This is a genomic window from Pirellulaceae bacterium, from assembly GCA_019636385.1.
Taxonomy (GTDB): domain Bacteria; phylum Planctomycetota; class Planctomycetia; order Pirellulales; family Pirellulaceae; genus Aureliella.
Map to the genome: position 1 here is coordinate 1,002,454 of JAHBXT010000002.1, position 19,818 is coordinate 1,022,271.

1 protein-coding gene (only partly in view) is annotated in these 19,818 nt (G+C 54.9%); it reads left to right on the forward strand.

Translation table 11 applies throughout. The features are described from left to right. Positions 1–19,818: the 5' portion of an Ig-like domain-containing protein gene (locus KF752_09430; GenBank protein ID MBX3421762.1), read on the forward strand. It continues 11,163 nt past the right edge of the window; 19,818 of the gene's 30,981 nt are visible here — the first part of the coding sequence; its start codon is at positions 1–3; the stop codon falls past the right edge of the window.

Sequence of the window (19,818 nt, forward strand, 5' to 3'; positions counted from 1 at the left end):
TTGAACGATCTCGCATTGGGGCTTGCGCAGATCGCGTCTCTTTCAGCGGAAGGCGGGGGTGCGCAATTGCAGTTGAAGGCAACTGGTACCAAGTCTTACCTGAATCGCGTGGTCAACGAAGAGGATACGCTAACGATCTCGGTTACAGCGCTGGCATCGACAGTACTTTACGCGGCGGGCGATTTTCAGATCCACTCTGGCGGCGACTCTACTTTTCAGGGCACACAATACCTTCTTGGTGGTTGGGGTGGGTGGAGTATAGTTCCACCTACAGGTGGCGACACGCGATCCTTCTCTGGTGGTCCCAATAATGTCGTTCAATTGAATGTCGGCAATTCCCTAAATTTAGGCACCATTGTTCTGCGCGCTGGATCACAGACGGGAAACTTCGTTACTAGCTTCTCTAATGTAGCTCATTTTGACAGTATTAGCTTACTCTCAGTTGAGACAATGGGTTGGCAATACACAGTCGGCGATGGCCCGTTGTCTTCCCTCTTGACCATAGTAAGCCAAACACCTTCGGGAACGGTCACATCTCCCCCACAGTCAGTCAGCTTAGGTTTCTCTGAGTCCCTTGAAACCGCAGGTGCTCTGAACGCGACCAACTACGTGCTGACACATCTAGGGGCCGACCAAGCCCTAGGCGGCGGTGACGATCAAGTCTTCAGCGTCAGCCCTGCCTACACGGCTGGCACTACATCGGTCACGCTGACTCCAACGGCCTATCCCGCAGGACTACCCAGCGGCCATTACCGAATAGAAGTATTGTCTGGTGCGACCGGCATTCGAGCAGCCGGTGGTGGGCAACTGGACGGAGACAATAACGGCTCCGCAGGCGGCAACTATGTTGACACGTTCGTAGTCAACGCTGTACCTGCGACAGCTAGTATCAACCTGAATTCGGCCAGCGATTCAGGCGTTTCCAACTCGGATCGCTTGACCAACATTGCCAATCCGACCTTCAACGTGACCGTCAATCAGATCGGGTTGATTCGATTTGATGCTGACGGAAATGGTACTTTCGAACAGTCTCGGCACGTAAATACACCAGGCACACATTCGTTCACGCATACCTACAGCACAGATGGGACATTGAATCCACGTGTTGAGTTCCAACCATCAGTCGGTACTGCGATAACCGCCAGCACGAATTTTACGCTTGATCGAGTTCCGCCAGTGCTGCTGCCAGGAACACCGACGGTACAAGGACCAATCAGTCAGCGACTTGTGCGATACAACGAGCCAATCGACAATAATCGGTCACTTGCCGCTGGGCTGCTGGTCACCATGACTGGCCCAACGGGCTCGATTCCGATTTTGAATGTCACCGGTTCGGGAACGGATTATGTGATCGCATTTCCGCTTCGAACGATTGGCGGAACTTATACCATCTCCTCTGACACCAAGGTGTGGGACTTGGCTGGCAATCAGATCGCTGCTCCACCGCAAGACAGCTTTACTATGCTGGCGGACGTCACAGCACCTACCGTTACATCTGTCACTCCAACCGGTCAGACAAATCAGAACGTGAGTCGATTCTTCGTGACTTTCAGCGAACCGATGAACGGCACAACACTAACTCCAGGTCGATTCACAATTCAGCCGCCTGCGGGCGTTGCCCCGATTCAAGTATCCTCGGTCACCTTGGTTGCTGGAACTCAGGCACGATACGACGTTTTGCTGAGTACGCCTATCGCAACAGAGGGGCAGTATGGCCTGACCATCGCCTCGGCAGTTGCTGATCTGTCTGGCAATACTTTGGGATCGGCCTACACGGCAGGTATCACCCTGGACAAGACTGGCCCAAAGGTGCTTTCCGTCAGTCCCAATGGCATTGTGGATCAGCCCATCGGTCACATCGACATTACGTTCGACAATCCGATCAACGCGTCGTCTTTCACCAATCAAGACATCACTATTGCAGGCCCCCCCGGAATCTCTGTTGAGTCTATTCAGAAACTCACAGACGTTACCTATCGAATCATTTTCACTTCACAAATCATTGGCGGCACTTACACCATCACCACAGGCCCAGGCATCCAAGACTTGGCCGGCAACTTGATGGATCAAAACGGTGATGGTCAGAAGGGAACGGCAGCAGATGTTTTTACGTCAGTTGTAACCATACCAAGGACTGCTGTCTGGAATGGTGGAGGCGGTGATCTGCTGTGGAGCAATCCGCTGAACTGGAGCGGGGATCAGTTGCCCGGTGAAAGCGATGACGTGGTCATCACTGCTCCAGGGAATGCAACGATTAGGTACGACCTCTCAACGGCGACGACGATAAAAAGCTTGAATCTTTCGAATTCAATGCTTTTGACAGGAAATTCTCTAACCATTTCTGGAGAGTTTTCGCTTACAGCCGGCAAGACCATCACAATGTCTTCGGACGGAGCTACACTAACTGCGCTAGGGACAGTAGCCATTGATGGAGCGAGCTTCATAGTGACGGCTGGCACGTTGTCGTTACCCAGTGCGACCAGCTACACGCATACGATTGGCACTGAGCGAGATGAAGTAGTGTTTCGGGCGACCGGCAATACGAGCGTACTGGACCTGAGGAACTTGCAGACGATTACCAATGGCAACGACGTCAACGATACCATCCGCATTGAGGCGTTGGCAGGTGGTACAGTTAACCTCAGCAAGGTTACGGGGCTGCTTGACCCAGGCAGTACGGATGACCGAGGGCGAGCCATTCACATCAAGGCGGATGGGGCCAGCAGTGCGGTGAACCTCGCTAGTCTGACAACATTTGTTGATAATAACGTCAGCGACTTTAGTGCTTGGTGGGGCTTCTTTGAAGGTACCTCTTCACTTACCGCGAGCAATAGCGGAGCGGTTAACTTATCTGATGTCGAGTTCGTCGGTGTCGAACTGAGTTCGCGTGAGAGCGCAAGAATCTTAGGTGCCACCAGGCTGCTCACCAATTCACGTTTGATCGGCAATGGAAGGGTTGGAAGTGTCGATAGCGGTGGGGCAGTAGCTCCGAGCGGCATTCTTACGCTTGAGGGGGACTATGAACAATTCCCCGAAGGAAAATTAGTTATTAGGGTAGGCGGAATAGAAATTGGTAGCTCTTTCGATCAGCTACTGATAGACGGCGACGCAATTGTTGGTGGCACACTCGAAATCGTACAAACTAATAGCTTCGTACCGGCACTTGGTACCGAGTTCTTGATTCTTTCGGCTGATAGTGTCTCGGGAGTATTCAACAATGTGATCGGATCAGCCTTTGGAAACAACATCAAATTACAGCCGGAGATCCGTGCTGATGGTGTCTACCTGAAGGCGGTCGCAGACCTCGGCCCCAAAGTGATTGGTACTATTCCGGAGAGCGAAGCTCGTCACACACTTAATTTCATTGATGTGGCATTTGATGAACCAATTCTGTCTAGTTCGGTCAATACAGGGCAGGTAACAATCAGTGGACCGTCAGGGCCTATTGCGGTCACTAGTTTGACTCAGCCTACACCTTCGTCGATTCGCATTCACTTCGCCTCGCAAACTCAGCCCGGAATATACTCTCTAGCGGTTGGACCGGATATCAAAGATCTGGCTAGCAACCCCATGGATCAAAATGGTAATGGTGTCGGCGGCGAGCAAAGTGATATATTTACTACCTCCATCGAACTGCTCGTTCCGGCTAACCCGGTCGTGCTCAGCCAGTCGCCCACAGGACTTGTGACTTCATCTCCGCAGTCGATCACGCTCCAGTTCAACGTACCGCTCGATCCAAGCTCAGCCACCAACGCGAACAACTACATATTGACGCACCTGGGGGCAAACCAACTGCTCGGCGGCGGCGATGACCAAGTTTTCAGTGTTAATCCTATCTATACACAAGGTACAAACACTGTTTCGCTTGCCTTCAATGCGTTTCCCAGTGGACTGCCAAGTGGACGCTATCGGCTTGAGTTGCTTTCGGGCTCGACCGGGGTTCGCAATGTGACCGGCGGACAATTGGATGGAAACGATGACGGAACTGCCGGTGATAGCTACTTAGGCACCTTCAGTGTCAATTTGGCTTCCGCCACTACGTCGATCAACCTGGCTCCTGAGAGCGATTCTGGTTCGTCATCCTCGGATCGCTTGACCAATATCGCCAGTCCGACCTTCAACGTGACCGTCAATCAGATCGGTCTGATTCGATTTGATGCCGATGGTAATGGCACATTTGAGCAAATCCGCCACGTAAATGCACCAGGCACTCATTCGTTCACACATGTCTACGCTGCTGATGGGACTTTTAATCCACGCGTTGAATTTCAACCTTCTTACGGCAGTCTAGTAACTGCAAGCACAAGCCTCACGCTCGACCGAACTGGCCTCAAGGCGATTGCCACTGATCCTAGCGGCACGGTTCAGCATACGCTCAGTTACATAGATGCTACTTTCGACTCATCAATTGACTCGGCGTCTATTACCGCTAACCATGTTTCGCTCATCGGGCCTTCGGGACCTATCGCTATTACCAACCTGACTCAGCCTACTCCTTCGTCTGTGCGAGTACATTTTTCAGCCCAGACTCAGCAGGGTACGTACTTCCTAAGCGTTGGCCCAAATCTTCGAGACCTGGCTGGGAATCAGATGGATCAAAACGGTAATGGAACCAATGGGGAAATCGGTGATGTCTTTACAACCAGCATCGAACTGTCGATTCCAACAGATCTTGTTGTACTCAGCCAGTCGCCCAGTGGGCTAGTTACGTCATCACCTCAGTCGATCAACCTCCAGTTCAATGTGCCCCTCAATGCCAGCACGGCGACCAACGCAAATAACTATGTTTTGACACACTTTGGTGCCAATCAAGTCCTGGGTGGTGGCGACGATCAGGTCTTTAGTGTCACTCCCAGCTACGTGCAGGGTGCAATCACAGTTTCGCTTGCCTTCAATGCGTTTCCCAGTGGCCTGCCTAGCGGCTTTTATCGGCTGGAACTGCTTTCGGGACCGACCGGCATCCGCAATGTGACCGGTGGACAACTGGACGGTAACGACGACGGAACGCCAGGGGACAATTACATCGGAACGTTCCGCGTGAATCTGGCGGCTGCCAGTGCCTCAATTGTCTTGGCTAGCCAGAGCGATTCTGGCATCTCGAACTCGGATCGCTTGACCAACATTGCCAATCCGACCTTCAACGTGACCGTCAATCAGATCGGGTTGATTCGATTTGATGCTGACGGAAATGGTACTTTCGAACAGTCTCGGCACGTAAATACACCGGGCACGCATTCGTTCACGCATACCTACAGCACAGATGGGACATTGAATCCACGTGTTGAGTTCCAACCATCTTTCGGTACTGCGATAACTGCCAGCACGAATTTTACGCTTGATCGAGTTCCGCCAGTGCTGCTGCCTGGAACCCCAACCGAACAGGGTCCCATCAGTCAGCGACTGGTGCGTTACAGTGAGCCCATCGACTTTAATCGCTCGTTGGCCTCAGGCATCGTGGTAACGATGACTGGCCCCAATGGCCCCATTCCGGTTTCTTTTGTCACAGGTTCTGGGACGGATTATGTTGTCACCTTTCCGATGCAAACTGCGGGCGGAGCATACACCATTTCAGCCGACACCAAGGTTTGGGACTTGGCCGGCAATCAGATCGCTGCTCCACCGCAAGACAGATTTACATTGCTGGCGGATGTCACAGCACCTACCGTCGTGTCTGTCACTCCGTCTGGCCTGACAAATCAGAACATCAGTCGTTTCTACGTGACGTTCAGCGAGCCGATGAACGGCGCAACACTAACTCCAGGTCGATTTACAATTCAGCCGCCTGCGGGAGTTGTCCCGATCCAGGTATCCTCGGTCACCTTGGTTGCTGGAACGACGGCACGATACGACGTTTTGCTGAGTACTCCTATCTCAACAGAGGGGCAGTATGGCCTGACTATCGCCTCGGCCGTGGCGGATCTGTCCGGCAACACATTGGCGGCCTCTTACACAACGAATGTAACACTTGACAAAACGGGCCCCAGGGTACTTTCGGTTCTCCCGAGCGGAACGTTGAATGGTGTGTTGACCTTCCTGGATGTGACGTTCGACTCGCAGATCAATGAACAGACGTTTCTCAGTAACGATGTCACGTTGATTGGGCCAAGTGGTCCAGTCGTGATTTCAAATCCTTGGCACCTAACCGGCAATACATTCCGAATTCCGGTAACTCCGCAGCGTAGCAATGGCATCTACCGAGTTGCCGTCGGTCCTGGTGTATCTGATTTGGCAAACAACGCTATGGATCAAAACGGCAATGGTATCAACGGTGAAGCGAATTTGGATGCGTTTTCTAGCCAATTCACGATTTCGCTGCCTAACCTTGTAGTCAACGACAACGTGGCGTTGGCTGATAACGCAGGCACCTCTATAAACCAAATCGTGTTTGGCGATGTGGTTCAAGTTCGTTGGAACACACGCAATATTGGTACAGCAACCTCTGTCGGATCAGCCGAAAGCCGCGTATGGTTCTCGACCGACGGAACGTTGTCAGCGAACGATCTGTTCTTGGGATCGCTCTTTTTCCCGCAATCGACCTCCATCCCGCCTGGTGGATTCATTTCGGGGTTCCTGCCGAGTACGCTGCCGCTGTCGACCGAAAGCGTCGCAGGTAATTACTTCTTGTTAATCCAGACTGATGCGTCCAACCAGGTAGTAGAAGACAATGAAACTGACAATCTGCGGGCGTTGCCCATTCAGGTTGTCCTGCCTCCCATCGCCGACCTAGAGGTAACGGCCATCAATGTTCCAGCTCGGACTATTGGGGATCCTGCAACGTTGACTGTGACATGGACGGTTACTAATCAGGGAGCCGGAACAGGTAGAGTCACTCAATGGACCGATTCAGTAGTTCTGTCCACCGATAGTGTCTTTGGCAACGGGGATGATATCGTCATCGGCAGATTCACACGCAACGGGGCTCTAAACAACTTGCAACCCTACACGCGTACTGAAAACATCGTTCTGCCTCCGGCTTTATCTGGGCGATACCGGCTGTTTGTGAAGACAGATGTCGACAACGTGGTTTTCGAGAAGGAGAACGAAGCTAACAACGTGAGGCTGCTCGATTCCAACGTAGATGTCATGCCAATTCCCTACGCGGATTTGGTCGTTAGAAGCGTGGCGGCACTCAGTCCGGCAGCCACCGGCCAGGAGTTGATACTGCGCTGGGTCATCGAAAACCAGGGCATTGGTTTGACCAGCCTGGGCAATTGGTTCGATGCGGTTACGTTCTCCAGCGATCCGGAAGGCAAAATCCTACTGCCAAATATGCGCTACGGTTTTGACCATTTCGGCCACGTGGCCGTGGGTGGAACGTACGAGCGCACGGTCAGTATTACATTGCCCAACAATTTGCCGGAGGTCATCTATGCAACGGTCACCGCTGCTGATCCGGTCCTGTCCAAGGGAGCGGTTCCCTTTGAGTTTATTTTTGACGGCAACAATCAACTGACATCCTTGCCAATCCCCGTCTCAGCCAGCCCAACGCCTGATCTGCGGGTCAATTCCGTTATTGGCTCGGCAGAGGTTGATGAAGGTGGCCTGCTGGATGTCACCTGGACTGTAGGTAACTTTGGACCGGCAAACGCTCAGGCCCCTTGGACTGATCGAGTGCTGTTGCGTCAAGTCGGCGTCACGCCCCCTTCGGAAATTCTTCTGGGCAATTTCACCAATACGACATCGCTGCTGCCTGGGGCTCCTCCTTACACGCGCACCGAACAGATCCGATTGCCAAGCAAAATACGCGGCTTGTATGATATTGTGGTCATTGCGGACATCAACAACCACGTTTACGAACGTCCACCGGCAGACGCCAACAACAGCGGCCAGTCCTCCCAGCCCGTTAATATTCGCATTCAACCGCGACCTGATCTGCAAATTGACTCTGCCACCATTACGGCACCTTCACAAATTCCGGGCGGTGGAACGCTAAGCGTTGAATTTGAAGTGGTCAACCAGGGGATTGTGCCAGCTTCAGCCACTCGCTGGTTTGATCGAGTCTATCTGTCGTTGGACAATCGCCTATCAATTGATGACCTTCTGTTGGACGAAATCGAAAACCAATCCGCCTTGGCACCTGGTGAGCGGTATCGCAGTGTAACCAAACCCGTGACGATTCCACTGCGTTATCGAAACGACATGTTTCTGATATTTGTGGCAGATGCCCGCGAGCAGGTAGATGAATGGCCCAACGAGGACAACAACATCGTCGTGCGGCCCATTCGAATCGGGACAACGCCATTGGCTGATCTGGTTGTATCCGATGTCGTAGCCCCGCCGCAAGCCTCGGATGGCGACATCATTTCAGTACGCTTTACCGTTACCAACCTGGGCAGCGGCGCGACGAACACCAATACCTGGACGGACACAATTTGGCTGACTCGTGACAAGAACCGGCCGCATCCCGGTCAAGGTGATTTTCTGCTGAAGTCGATCGTCCGCAATGGTGGATTGGCGAGATTTGCCAGTTACGACGTCGAGACGACAGTCACCTTACCAACGGGTCTGGATTCCGGCGTGTTTTATATCACGCCCTGGTCCGATCCGTATGGCAATGTTCTAGAAGACACGCTAGCCGATAATACCAACCCGGATGACCCAAACCAGATCGACAATAACAACTACAAGGCCAAAGCGATTGACGTTTTGTCCAGGCTTCCAGACCTTGAAGTAATGCAGATCACTGCCGTACCGACCGCCATTGGTGGTGATACGCTGCGAGTGGAATATCGAGTCGAAAATCGCGGCAACGCGGATACCAACGATCGCTGGGTCGATCAAGTCTACCTGTCCGATCTGCCCGATCCGTTTGCCCCCAACGCTCGGGCCATCTTACTGGCCGAAGTTCCAGTGATTGGTCCTATTTCATTCGTGGGGCCTGGCTACACGAAGCAGTTGGACATCTTGCTGTCACCCTCTGCCACCGGCAAATACCTGGTGGTCGTCGCTGATGCCAAGCAACAGCTAAAGGAAGTTTCGGACTCCAATAACCGGCTGAATCGTGCCATTAACGTTCTGCCGGCTCCAGCCGACCTGAAGGTCACCAGCGTCACTTTCGAGCCGGACAATATTTCGGGCGAGTCGACCTTGATTCGCTATCACGTTACCAACATCGGTTCGAATCCAGTCTGGACTGGCACCAAGTCGTGGCGTGACTTCTTGTGGGTCTCCGCCGATGCCCAGTTCATTCGGGATCGCGCGTCCTATATGGGCGAAGTCACCTACCTGCATGATCGCCTACTGAATCCTGGTGATTCCTACGAAATCGTCACACGCATTACGCTGCCGCGCGGCGCACAGGGGCGGTACTATCTGCATATTCACCTGAATGCTCACAATGACATTTCACCCAATCGACCTTATGAATCTCGCAGATTGTTAACCAATTGGTGGCCCGCCGATCGCGGCGAAAATGCAAGTCTGCTGGATACGTTTTCTCGTTGGGCCTACGAGAATCCGCACAACAATCTGCACTCGGCAGCGTTTGATATCGAGTATCGCGAGCCGGATCTGCGGGTGAGCAACCTAACCGTACCGGCAGAAGCGAAGTCTGGTCAGACGATTCCCGTATCCTTCACGGTCAGCAATATCGGCAATCGAGCGACCCGCGTAGGCCAGTGGACCGATCGCCTGTACATCTCTCACGACGCTTCGCTGGATAGTAAAGACTATGAATTGGCGGCCATCAGCAGGAGCAGTATTCTTCCGGTAGGGGGCAGTTATCAAGTTACCGTGGATGTAACGCTGCCCGAAGGAATCGGAGGAAGCTTTAACATTCTGGCCTACGCGGATGCGGTCGCCTATCGCGATCCAATCAGCTCTCCACCCAGCGATATCGGCTTTAATTTGCTTGGCCTGGTCTTTGAGGAGAGCAACCCACTCGCGCCTTGGGATCTCGCCTCCAACGCCTCCCGAAGTCTCAGTCGCGGACGTGTCTATGAGTTTCAAAATGAAGGCAACAACATTGCCGTCGCCAGTTTGCCGGTAACACTCGCTGATCCCCCAGATCTTCAGGTCACATGGGTGGAAGCTCCGGTGCGAGCCGATCGCGGAGAGTTGGTCAATGTTTTCTACACGGTTACCAATCGCGGTGGGGCGACGCCGCCTTCTCAGACCGAGTGGGTGGATTTGGTGTATCTGTCACGAGACCCATATCTGGACCTCAGTGCCGACAGATATATTGGATCACTGACGCGCAAAGGCGGACTAGCCAGCGGTGGCAGCTACAGTAACTCTTTACAGTTCCAGTTGCCAACCGACCTGCTGGGATCATGGTATGTCATCGTAGTGACCGATCCCATCCAGCGGGGCAAGATTGGCGCGGTCTTTGAAGGTGCCAATGAAAGAAACAATGATCGGGCATCTACCCTGCCCATCATTGTTCAATTGCCACCTCCCAGCGATTTGGAAGTTATCGGCATCACCGCTCCTGCTACCAGCAAATCAGGCACACCGGTCGAGGTTTCTTGGACGGTCCGCAACAACAGCCTGGAAGCAGCCAAGGGCACCTGGTTTGATACGGTCTATCTGTCAGCCGATTCCGTGTGGGATGTCAACGATCCGATCGTAGGGCGGGTTGCCCATTCAGGCGGCTTGCAGCCGGGCCAGTCCTATGTCAAGACACTCAAGGCCGATCTGCCAGCAGTGATTCCGGGCAATTACCGTTTCATAGTGCGGACAGATGTTTTTGACAATGTCTACGAAGGCATCAACGAATCCAACAATACCACAGTCGCCGCTGACATCACCCGCGTTACCGTCCAGTCCATTCAGTTGGGCGTTCCCTTTGATGATCAACTGGGAACTGGGCAGTCAAGACTTTACGAAGTGATTGTACCCGTCGGCGAAACATTGCAGGTCAAAGTCACTCACGCTGATAAAAAGGCCACATCGGAGCTTTACCTGCGCCACGAAAGCGCTCCATCGGGAACGGCGTACGATGCTGTAGCTTCGCCGAGCTTGGATGCCACCAGAACCGCGATTGTGCCTTCAACGCGACCCGGAGCGTATTACATTTTGGTGCGAGGCAGTTCGGTCAATTCAGCGCAGCCTGGCATCACGTTGTTGGCCGAGTTATTACCGCTAGCCATTACCGACGTGCGATCGGATGTGGGCGGTGATGGCAGGTTCTTTTCCACCACGATTCGCGGAGCCAAATTCTCACCAGACGCATCACTGACCATCCAGCGACCAGGCTTCAAGGCGTTTGCGCCGTCGGCGATGCGAGTCATCGATTCGACCACGATCCGAGCTACCTTCGACTTTACGGACGCTCCCCATGGCCTCTACGATGTGACCGTCACCAATCCTGGAAAAAATGAAAAAGTCGTGGTTCCCTATCGCTTCCTGATTCAGGATCTAATCGAGCCTGACGTCACGATTGGTATTGGCGGCCCACGCATTATCCCCGCCGGTGACCAGGGGCTGTACAGTGTGGCCATTCAGAGCATGAGCAACTTGGATACACCCTATGTGTTTTTCCAAGTTGGTGTTCCGGAGATGGGTGTCAATGAATGGGTCTACAATCTTCCCTATCTGAATTTCACGACCAACGTAGCGGGCAGACCCCCAAACAGCCCTTTTGAAACGGTGGCCTGGGGCGATCTGCGCTCGACCGTCAATGTTGGTGGCTACAAGCTGGCGTCTGGATATCTGCTCGACCTGGAAGCCGATGGTTTTACCGGGTTCACCTTCCAGACCTATACCTATCCCGGCATGAGGGAGCTGAATGACCACAAATTCGAGGAACTGAAAGAAAAGCTATATGCAGCGGTCCCGCAGTACAGGGGCATTTTAGATAACGGTCCCGCAGGATTGGATCTGATTGCTCCTGGATTAAGTTTATTGTGGGACGCCTGGGGACAGATACCAGGACTTTTGGAAAAAGGTTTTGTCCCATTTCAATTCAACGTGACCGCTTCGGCGACCGCCTTGACTCGCGACGAATTCATTCAACATGCGACGCTGCAGGCCGAACGATTGCGTCAAGGCATCATTGCGTCTGATGATGCGCCGGCTGCGATGCTGGCACTGGCCGCCGACGCGGCAACCTTTAGAACGCTTTATCTAGCGGCCTTGGAGCAGAGTGGCTTGTTGCGGCCCGATGGCGCAACACCTCCCATTCTCCAGCACCCAGCGATGATCAGCATGTTGGCTTCACTGGCTAGCGGCATTCTGGCGGGACCAGCAGGTCAAACGGTTCAATTGAACAATCTGCCAGAGTTCTTTGATCAACTGCGGCAATGGTACGGGATCGACGAAACCGCCCTCGCACCTCCCGATCCAAACGCACCGCGATTCATCGCACCCACCTTTGAAATGTTCCCGCCGTTCTTGGGCGATTCCAATCCCATCCCGCAACTGATGGATTTCTCTCAGGTCGATTTGGAAGCCGCCGCGCGCACTAGACAGCAATCGTTGCGAGTCTACGTGCCGTGGGTGGCCTGGGGGGCGCGAGCCAGCTTGCCTGCCGACTATCTGATTACGGGTGTGACGGTCAATAACGAAGATCCATTTGCGTCCGTCGATCTGACACGGTTCTTTGATGCCCAAACCGGTGCTACCGGATTGGCGTCACTTGTTGGACCGTTCACTGTGGAAAGCAACGGCTTTGTGCCTACAGAAATGGACTTGCCCTATACGGTGCGATTCCAAAATCCAACCGCTTCGTCGAGCCTCACGACCGAAGTGCGCGTCAATGTTCAATTCCCAGAAAATGCCGACCCGCGAACCTTCCGAGTTGGCCAAATCCAATTGGGTACTCTGCCTGCCATCGATGTACCTGCCAACCAACCATCGTTCGCTGGCGAGTATGACTTTGTTTCCTCCCATGGGATCATACTGAGGGTCTCTGGTGGAATTGACTTGCCGTCGGCCACTGCAAGCTGGGTCTTGCAAGCCATTGATCCAGTCACCGGAGAAGTGACTCGCGATCCTGCGCGTGGACTGTTGCCAGCCAACAATGCCAGCGGCGACGGTTCGGGCTACATAAAATTCACGGTTCGCTCAGCCGATCAGGTGGAAACTCGCGACGTTTTGGAGCTCAAGGCCAGAGTAACACTCAACAATGCCCCACCGGAAGATACGCCCACGATTCGCATCCGATTTGATGCCGATCGTCCACAATCGCAGACAACGGTCGAACAAAGCGGTCTAACGTTTTCTGTCAATTGGACCGCCAGTGACACCGAGGGTGGTTCGGGTCTGAAGTCCACCACGCTGTATGTATCAGAAGACAACGGGCCGTATCGAATTTGGAAAAAGGACCTAAGTGAGTCCGGCGGAACTGAGATATTTCTTGGAGAGGCAGGCAGGCGATATCGATTTTTATCGCTGGCAACCGACTGGGCTGGAAATCGCCAGCAGCCGGCGGTATCTGGCTTTGTGGCCGATAGCGATCCAGCCGTATCTGCCACCGATTCTATCAATCCGCTTCCGGTCAATTTAGGCCCACCAGTTGCACCCTCACCGGCACCGTCCACCAACCCGCTATTTGTCTCAGCCGAGCGAGGTGTCTTGGCTTCGCCGCCAGCGACTGGACAACGCAGCGAATTCTCCAGCGTCTTGCAGCCCCTGACCGCGCGGGCCTTTGCAACCGGCTTTGTCGCCGATGATGCTGGTATCGGCCCAATGGCCATTGCCGAAGCACCTGACGGTTCCATCTGGGTATCGGGTGGCCAAAGTCGCAATCAGCTCTTCCGCTATGGCCGCGAGGGAGGTGATACGTCATCTCCGTTGGCAACGCTTGATGAGCAGATTTTCAGCCTGGCCTTTGATCGGTCTGGCCAATTGTGGGCCACGTCGGGCGGTGGAGCCCTGTTGCGACTGAACCCAACCACAGGTGCCATTGAGCAGCGCTTTGGCGATGGGATCACCATGTCGCTGGCCATGCACCCGACGAAGGACGAAATCTACGTCACCTCGCATCGCGGTATCGAGATCTTCAGCCCGACTACCGGTGAGTTCCAGCTCTACAGTCGCGATCGAGACCTGCGGTTTGGCAATATCGCGTTCGACAACGCCGGAAATCTGTGGGGCACGTTGTGGCCGCAGCGCAACGCCGTGGTGCAGTTTAACAGCCGTGCGCGAGCCGAAATGCGTTTTGAATTTGACACGCCGATCGACTCCATCGCTTTCGGTCGCCCAGGGACAGACTTAGATGGCCTGCTGTTTGTCACCGCCAACGCGGGAACCAGCGGTCGCGGTGGCGATCTGACGATGATCGATCTGGTCACCAGGCGTCGCGTGGCCGTTGCCCGCGATGGTTCGCGAGGTGATACCGTCACCATCGCCGCTGACGGACGGATTTTTGTCAGCCAGTCCACTCAAGTAGACGTGTTAAATGCACAACTTGATCCCGTCGTGGTGGCAACCAATCCACCAAATGGAGCCAATGTGGCTCTGCCCTTCTCGTTGATCACTGTCACCTTTGATCAAGAGATGCTGGTCGGCGATCCAACCGCCATTGGGTCCGTCCTTAATCCGGCCAACTACCTACTACGCGATGATCAAGGGGGACAACCCAGGATTTTGCGGGTGAACTATGATCCAGCCAGTTTCACGGCTCTGCTGACGGTTGCCTCACTGGCCCAGCGCGAATACGAGCTGACCGTTTCCAAGAATGTCAAGACCCGGCTGGGCGTTTCCATGCGAGCCAACTACACAACTAGCTTCACGGCGGTGGATACGGTCGCAGCGCTGGTCGACTTCAATTTCACGAACTCTCGATTGCAACGTGAAACCAATACTATCTCGTATGATGTCACGATCACTAACCTCAGCGACCGCCCGCTAGTCTTGCCGCTGTTCTTTGCTCTCGACCCGACGGGTGGTTATCGAGGTATTCCACTGGACGCGACCGGAGCGATCGGACAACGCTGGTTGATTAATCTAGCTGGCAACGTTCCGGGAGGTGTTCGCTTAAACCCGAACGCTTCCACCACGGGCAGGACGATTTCTGTCGCTTCACCCGATGGTCAGCGAGTCAATTTCACTAACAGCGTGGCTGCCTCTGTGGGCGACAACGCACCACCAGTCTTCACAACCAGTCCGAACCAGCAGGCCAACGTGGGCTCGCAGTACACCTATCAAGCAACGGCTGTCGATCCCGACACCAGCGTTCCGACTTATGTTCTCGTGAAATCTCCCTCAGGCATGACCGTCGATCCGGTTACCGGCCTGGTGCGCTGGCTGCCGCAAAGTAGCCATTCGGTGACGACGGAAGTCGCACTGCGTGCCTACGATCCGCAAGGTGCCTGGGCCGAACAGTACTTTACGATTGCACTGGCCGGTGGCAACCATCTGCCGGTCTTCTCGCTCAGTTCCCGTTCGTTCCAGCGCCAGCCGGGTTCGCCTATCGTCATTCCCATTCATGTCAGCGATCCGGATAACGACGAACTGAGACTGTGGGCAACCAACATTCCTCCAGGAGCCTATTTTGACTCCAAGACTCGAGCCCTCTACTGGACGCCGACAACGCAGGATGTGGGCAGCTACCCAGACATTCGCGTGTTTGCATCCGATTCCAAAGGCCAGTCGTCCGCGTCCTTTGATATTACGATCCTTCCCAAGGATTTATCACCGACCCTGCGAGACCCAGGCGGAAGAATCCTGCGCGAAGGCGATGCGCTGTCTATCCAGTTAAGCGCCATCGATCCAGACGGCGATGTGATCAACTACTCTGCCGCCGGACTACCGCAGGGTGCGATTCTACATCCTGTTACGGGGCTGTTCACCTGGAACCCTGGCTATAATCAGGCTGGCATCTACCCGATCACCTTTACCGCAAGTGCCAACGGTCTGTCGCAATCCGTGGTCACGGTTCTGGCCGTCTTGAATAGCAATGCCGTTCCCGAGTTCGATGCTATCGAGCGCTGGCGAGCCTACGAAGATCAGACCATCGAATTCCGGGTCTTCGCTCGAGATCCTGACAACCCCGACTTCGTTCCGCCCATTCGCAAAGAAGACGGCAGCTTGCTCTTCACCAGCAACTCACGGCAGTCGGTGACCTATCGTCCGGTGCGACTGTTGCCCGACGGAGCCACCTTTGATTCGGATACCGGTATCTTCCGCTGGCGACCCGATTTCAATCAGGCCGGCAGCTACGAAGTAGTCTTCTCAGCGACAGACGATGGCGATGGAGTTGGTGCCAATGCGACAGCCACACTTACGGTGCCTATCGAAGTCCTGAACCAGAACCAGGCTCCGCAAATTCCTGTGGTCCAGCCAGTTCAAGTTCCGCGTGGACAGGCAAACGAGTTTATCGTCACGGTCACCGATCTTGACGGCGATCCGCTTACATTGACTGCGGCTAGTGAGCTGAGCAATCGACCGCTGCCATCGTTTATCGAATTCACCGACTTGGGTGGTGGACGCGGTAGATTCCGCGTGGCTCCTCAGGCCGGAGACCGAGGCAGCCATCCGATCACGTTAACCGCCATTGACACCGTTGCCGGTGGCCAGCGCTGGGGACGACTGACAACAACCATGTCGTTTGTCGTTCAAGTCGACTCGCCCAACGATCCCCCGGTACTGTCCTACATTGGCGACCGAGTGGCCATCATTGGTCAGCCGCTGGAAATTGAACTGCGAAGCTCCGATCTCGATCAAGAGACGCTGACCTACGTGTCTAGTGGATTACCAGGCGCTCAGATTGTTCCGGGCACCTTCTATGGTCAATCCTTCCTGCGATGGACTCCAACAGCGGCACATGCCGGACAACGGCCGGTTACCGTCACGGTCACTGACAGTGGCAATGCTGGCGCTGGTCCCCAAGAAAGCGACTCCGAGACGTTCAACGTAATCGTCCGTTCCAGCAACGCGGCTCCCACGACCAGCGTGCCTGCCCAGGTGTTCGCCGACCAGCGGCAGCGCTTCACGCTGACCATTCCAGCCAGTGATTCAAACGGCGATAAACTGCGATTCACACCGGCCAGTGATCTGCCAACCGGAGCTGCCCTCGATCCGCGAACCGGTACGCTCACCTGGACACCATTCGTTGCGGGCAACTTCCCGCTAGCTGTGAACATCTCCGATGGCCACTCCAGCACCACGGCCAACTTCGCCATCGTTGTACGCAGCGTGAATCAAGCCCCCGTTTTGCAGCCGCTCGCGCCACAGTACGGTCGCGAGGGAGCCACTCTGCGAATACTGCTGGGGGCCAGCGATCCCGATGGCGATTTGGCGACTTTGTCGGTCGATAATCTGCCCAGTGGAGCGCAATTCAATAATGTGACCAATGTTCTGACCTGGATTCCCGGCGTCCAACAATCGGGCGACTACACGTGGACGGTTACCGCACGGGATGCACACGGTGGCGTCGATTCGATGCCAATCCGGGTTCGCATCGACGATGTCAATCGAGCGCCCCAATTGGTGGCTCGTGACTATGCCGGTGTGGTGGGACGCAAATTGGAATTCCAGCTTCAGGCGAGCGACCCCGATCTGGATACGCTGGTCTACAGCGCACTGCGATTGCCCGAAGGAGCCAGCGTCAATTCCGCCACCGGGCTGTTCTCCTGGACTCCGCTGCCCGGTCAGGCAGGCGAGTATCTGGTGACCTTTGTGGTTTCCGATGGCAAGCTGCAAGCTCGGCAGACGATGAGCCTGGTGGTGACCAACGAAGTGGTTGCACCACACGTTCAAATCGTGCTGGTTCCCAGCTTCCCAGCGCTGCCCAACGAAAACGTCCAGGTACGTGTGACCGCCTCGTCTCGCGTGGGAATTGGCTCTTACAAGCTGCTGGCCGATGGTGTGGAAGTGGCGCTGGACGCTCAAGGCTGGGCGACACTCAAGCCTACCGCTCCCGGACAAATTCAGTTGGAAGCCATCGTCACCGACCTGCAAGGCGTTGTGGGCCGAACCGTCAAGTCGCTGAAGGTTCGCGATGTCGCCGATACCGCCGCCCCAGTCACCTCGCTGGATGTTACCCTGGCAAGCCACGTGATTTCGCAGACCACGGCCATCGTCGGTCAGGTCAGCGATCAGAATCTGGACCAATGGCGGCTCGAATTGGCACCCTGGGGCTCCAGCAACTTTGTGCTTTTGACCAGTAGTACCAACACTGTCAATGGAACACTGGCGGAAATAAACCCGGGCGTTCTTGCCAACGGCATCTATCGCCTCCGGCTATCGGCCGTCGATATCGGCGGTCGCAATAGCTCTGTTGAGTCCAAGCTCGAAGTCAACTCCAGCAACAAACCCGGAGTATTTACCTGGTCCGAACGAGAGGCTGCCATTGAAAAGTCCTCAATGACCATCAATCTGACCAGAGTCTACGACTCGTCGCTGACACTACCCGGTTCCAGTTTCGGTCAGGGCTGGCGCTGGGCCGAATTGGATTTCTTGCTCCAGACGGACACGCCACGTACGGGCCGCGAGGGCTTGGGCGTCTACGAACCGATGCGTGAAGGTACCAGAGCCTACCTGTCACTGCCGGGCGGCAATCGAGCCGGCTTTACGTTCTCGCCCGAAGTGACCTCGATTGGTGCGCTGACCTTCTTCAAGCCGCGCTGGCAGGCCGACCCTGGCGCAGGGGCCGATCTGTATTCCGTGGATGTAATGCTGATTCGCGCCGATGGTAAATACTACGAATTGGGGACGGGTCTGCCCTATCATCCGTCGAACAATCTGTTCGAGGGTTCCAACTATCGCGTCAAGATGGCGTCGGGCGAGGAGTACCACTTGGATGCTGGTGGTAGAACAACCAAGATCGAATATGGTCCGGGTTGCTCCGCCTTGGTCAGCGACAGCGGCATTACCCCCGACAGCGTCAACCAAATCGGTGTCGTTCGCGATGCTGCCGGACGCGTTACCCGTATCTCCAATGGACCGACCAGCTATCTGCAATACCTGTACGACAGTTCTGGGAAACTGACAACCGTTACAGACAACTCGGGAAACGTTCAGGCCGCATATCGGTATGACGACCATTCGCGACTATCGATCGCCCATTCCCAGTCCACCAACCGCAGTGTTCGTTACGGTGATGTGGCGGCCAGCCAGTCCATCGAACAATATCTGGGTGGAATTAGAGACTTTTCCGATCGGACGATTGAGGCTCAGCGAACAACGGCTGAACAGCTTTACTCGATCCACATGGCCGATACCGATCTGGAATACTCACCGCGCGGCGAGGTCATGCTGCGCGTAGTGACCAAGGGCGTTGGAAGCGGGCCTGCCGTTGAAGTTTCCATGGATCACGCGACGTTGATCTCGCGAGTCGCTAACAACAACCAGATCACATCCCTGTTCATCGTTAGCCAACCCGGACTGGACCTATTGCGTGTCACTGGACCGGCCGGAACCTACTCGCTGAATGTCAGTGTGGCGGGTGACATCAATGGCGACGGACAGGTTGACGGCAACGATGCTACCCTCTTGAGTGACGCAGAAGGTCAAGTTGCCAGTGAGCAGTCGATTGATCCTGTGTCAGATATCAACGGTGACGGCAAGCTGGACTTTGCCGACAGGTTGGTCCTGTTGCACAACTACGGCTTCTCCACCAGCCTGGCTGGCTTTGCGCTAGCCAATGGCAATTATTTGCTGTCGCTCGAAACTGGCAGCGACGATTCCGAGCCACTAGGCGACAACACCACCAGCCTGGGATCGGTCATCGTTGCCGGTCAGGGCACGCCCTTCCACAGCGTGTCGCTGGCCGGACATCCGGGCAGCGCTCAAGTGCTGCTCAACGGCATGTTCGCCTTCTTCGACGTGCCGCTAGTGATCGGCGATAATGACTTGGTACTGCAAACGGGCAATGATTTTGGTGCAAATGCCGTCGGTGGAGTCACCATTACGCGCATTGGCAGCGAAACGACA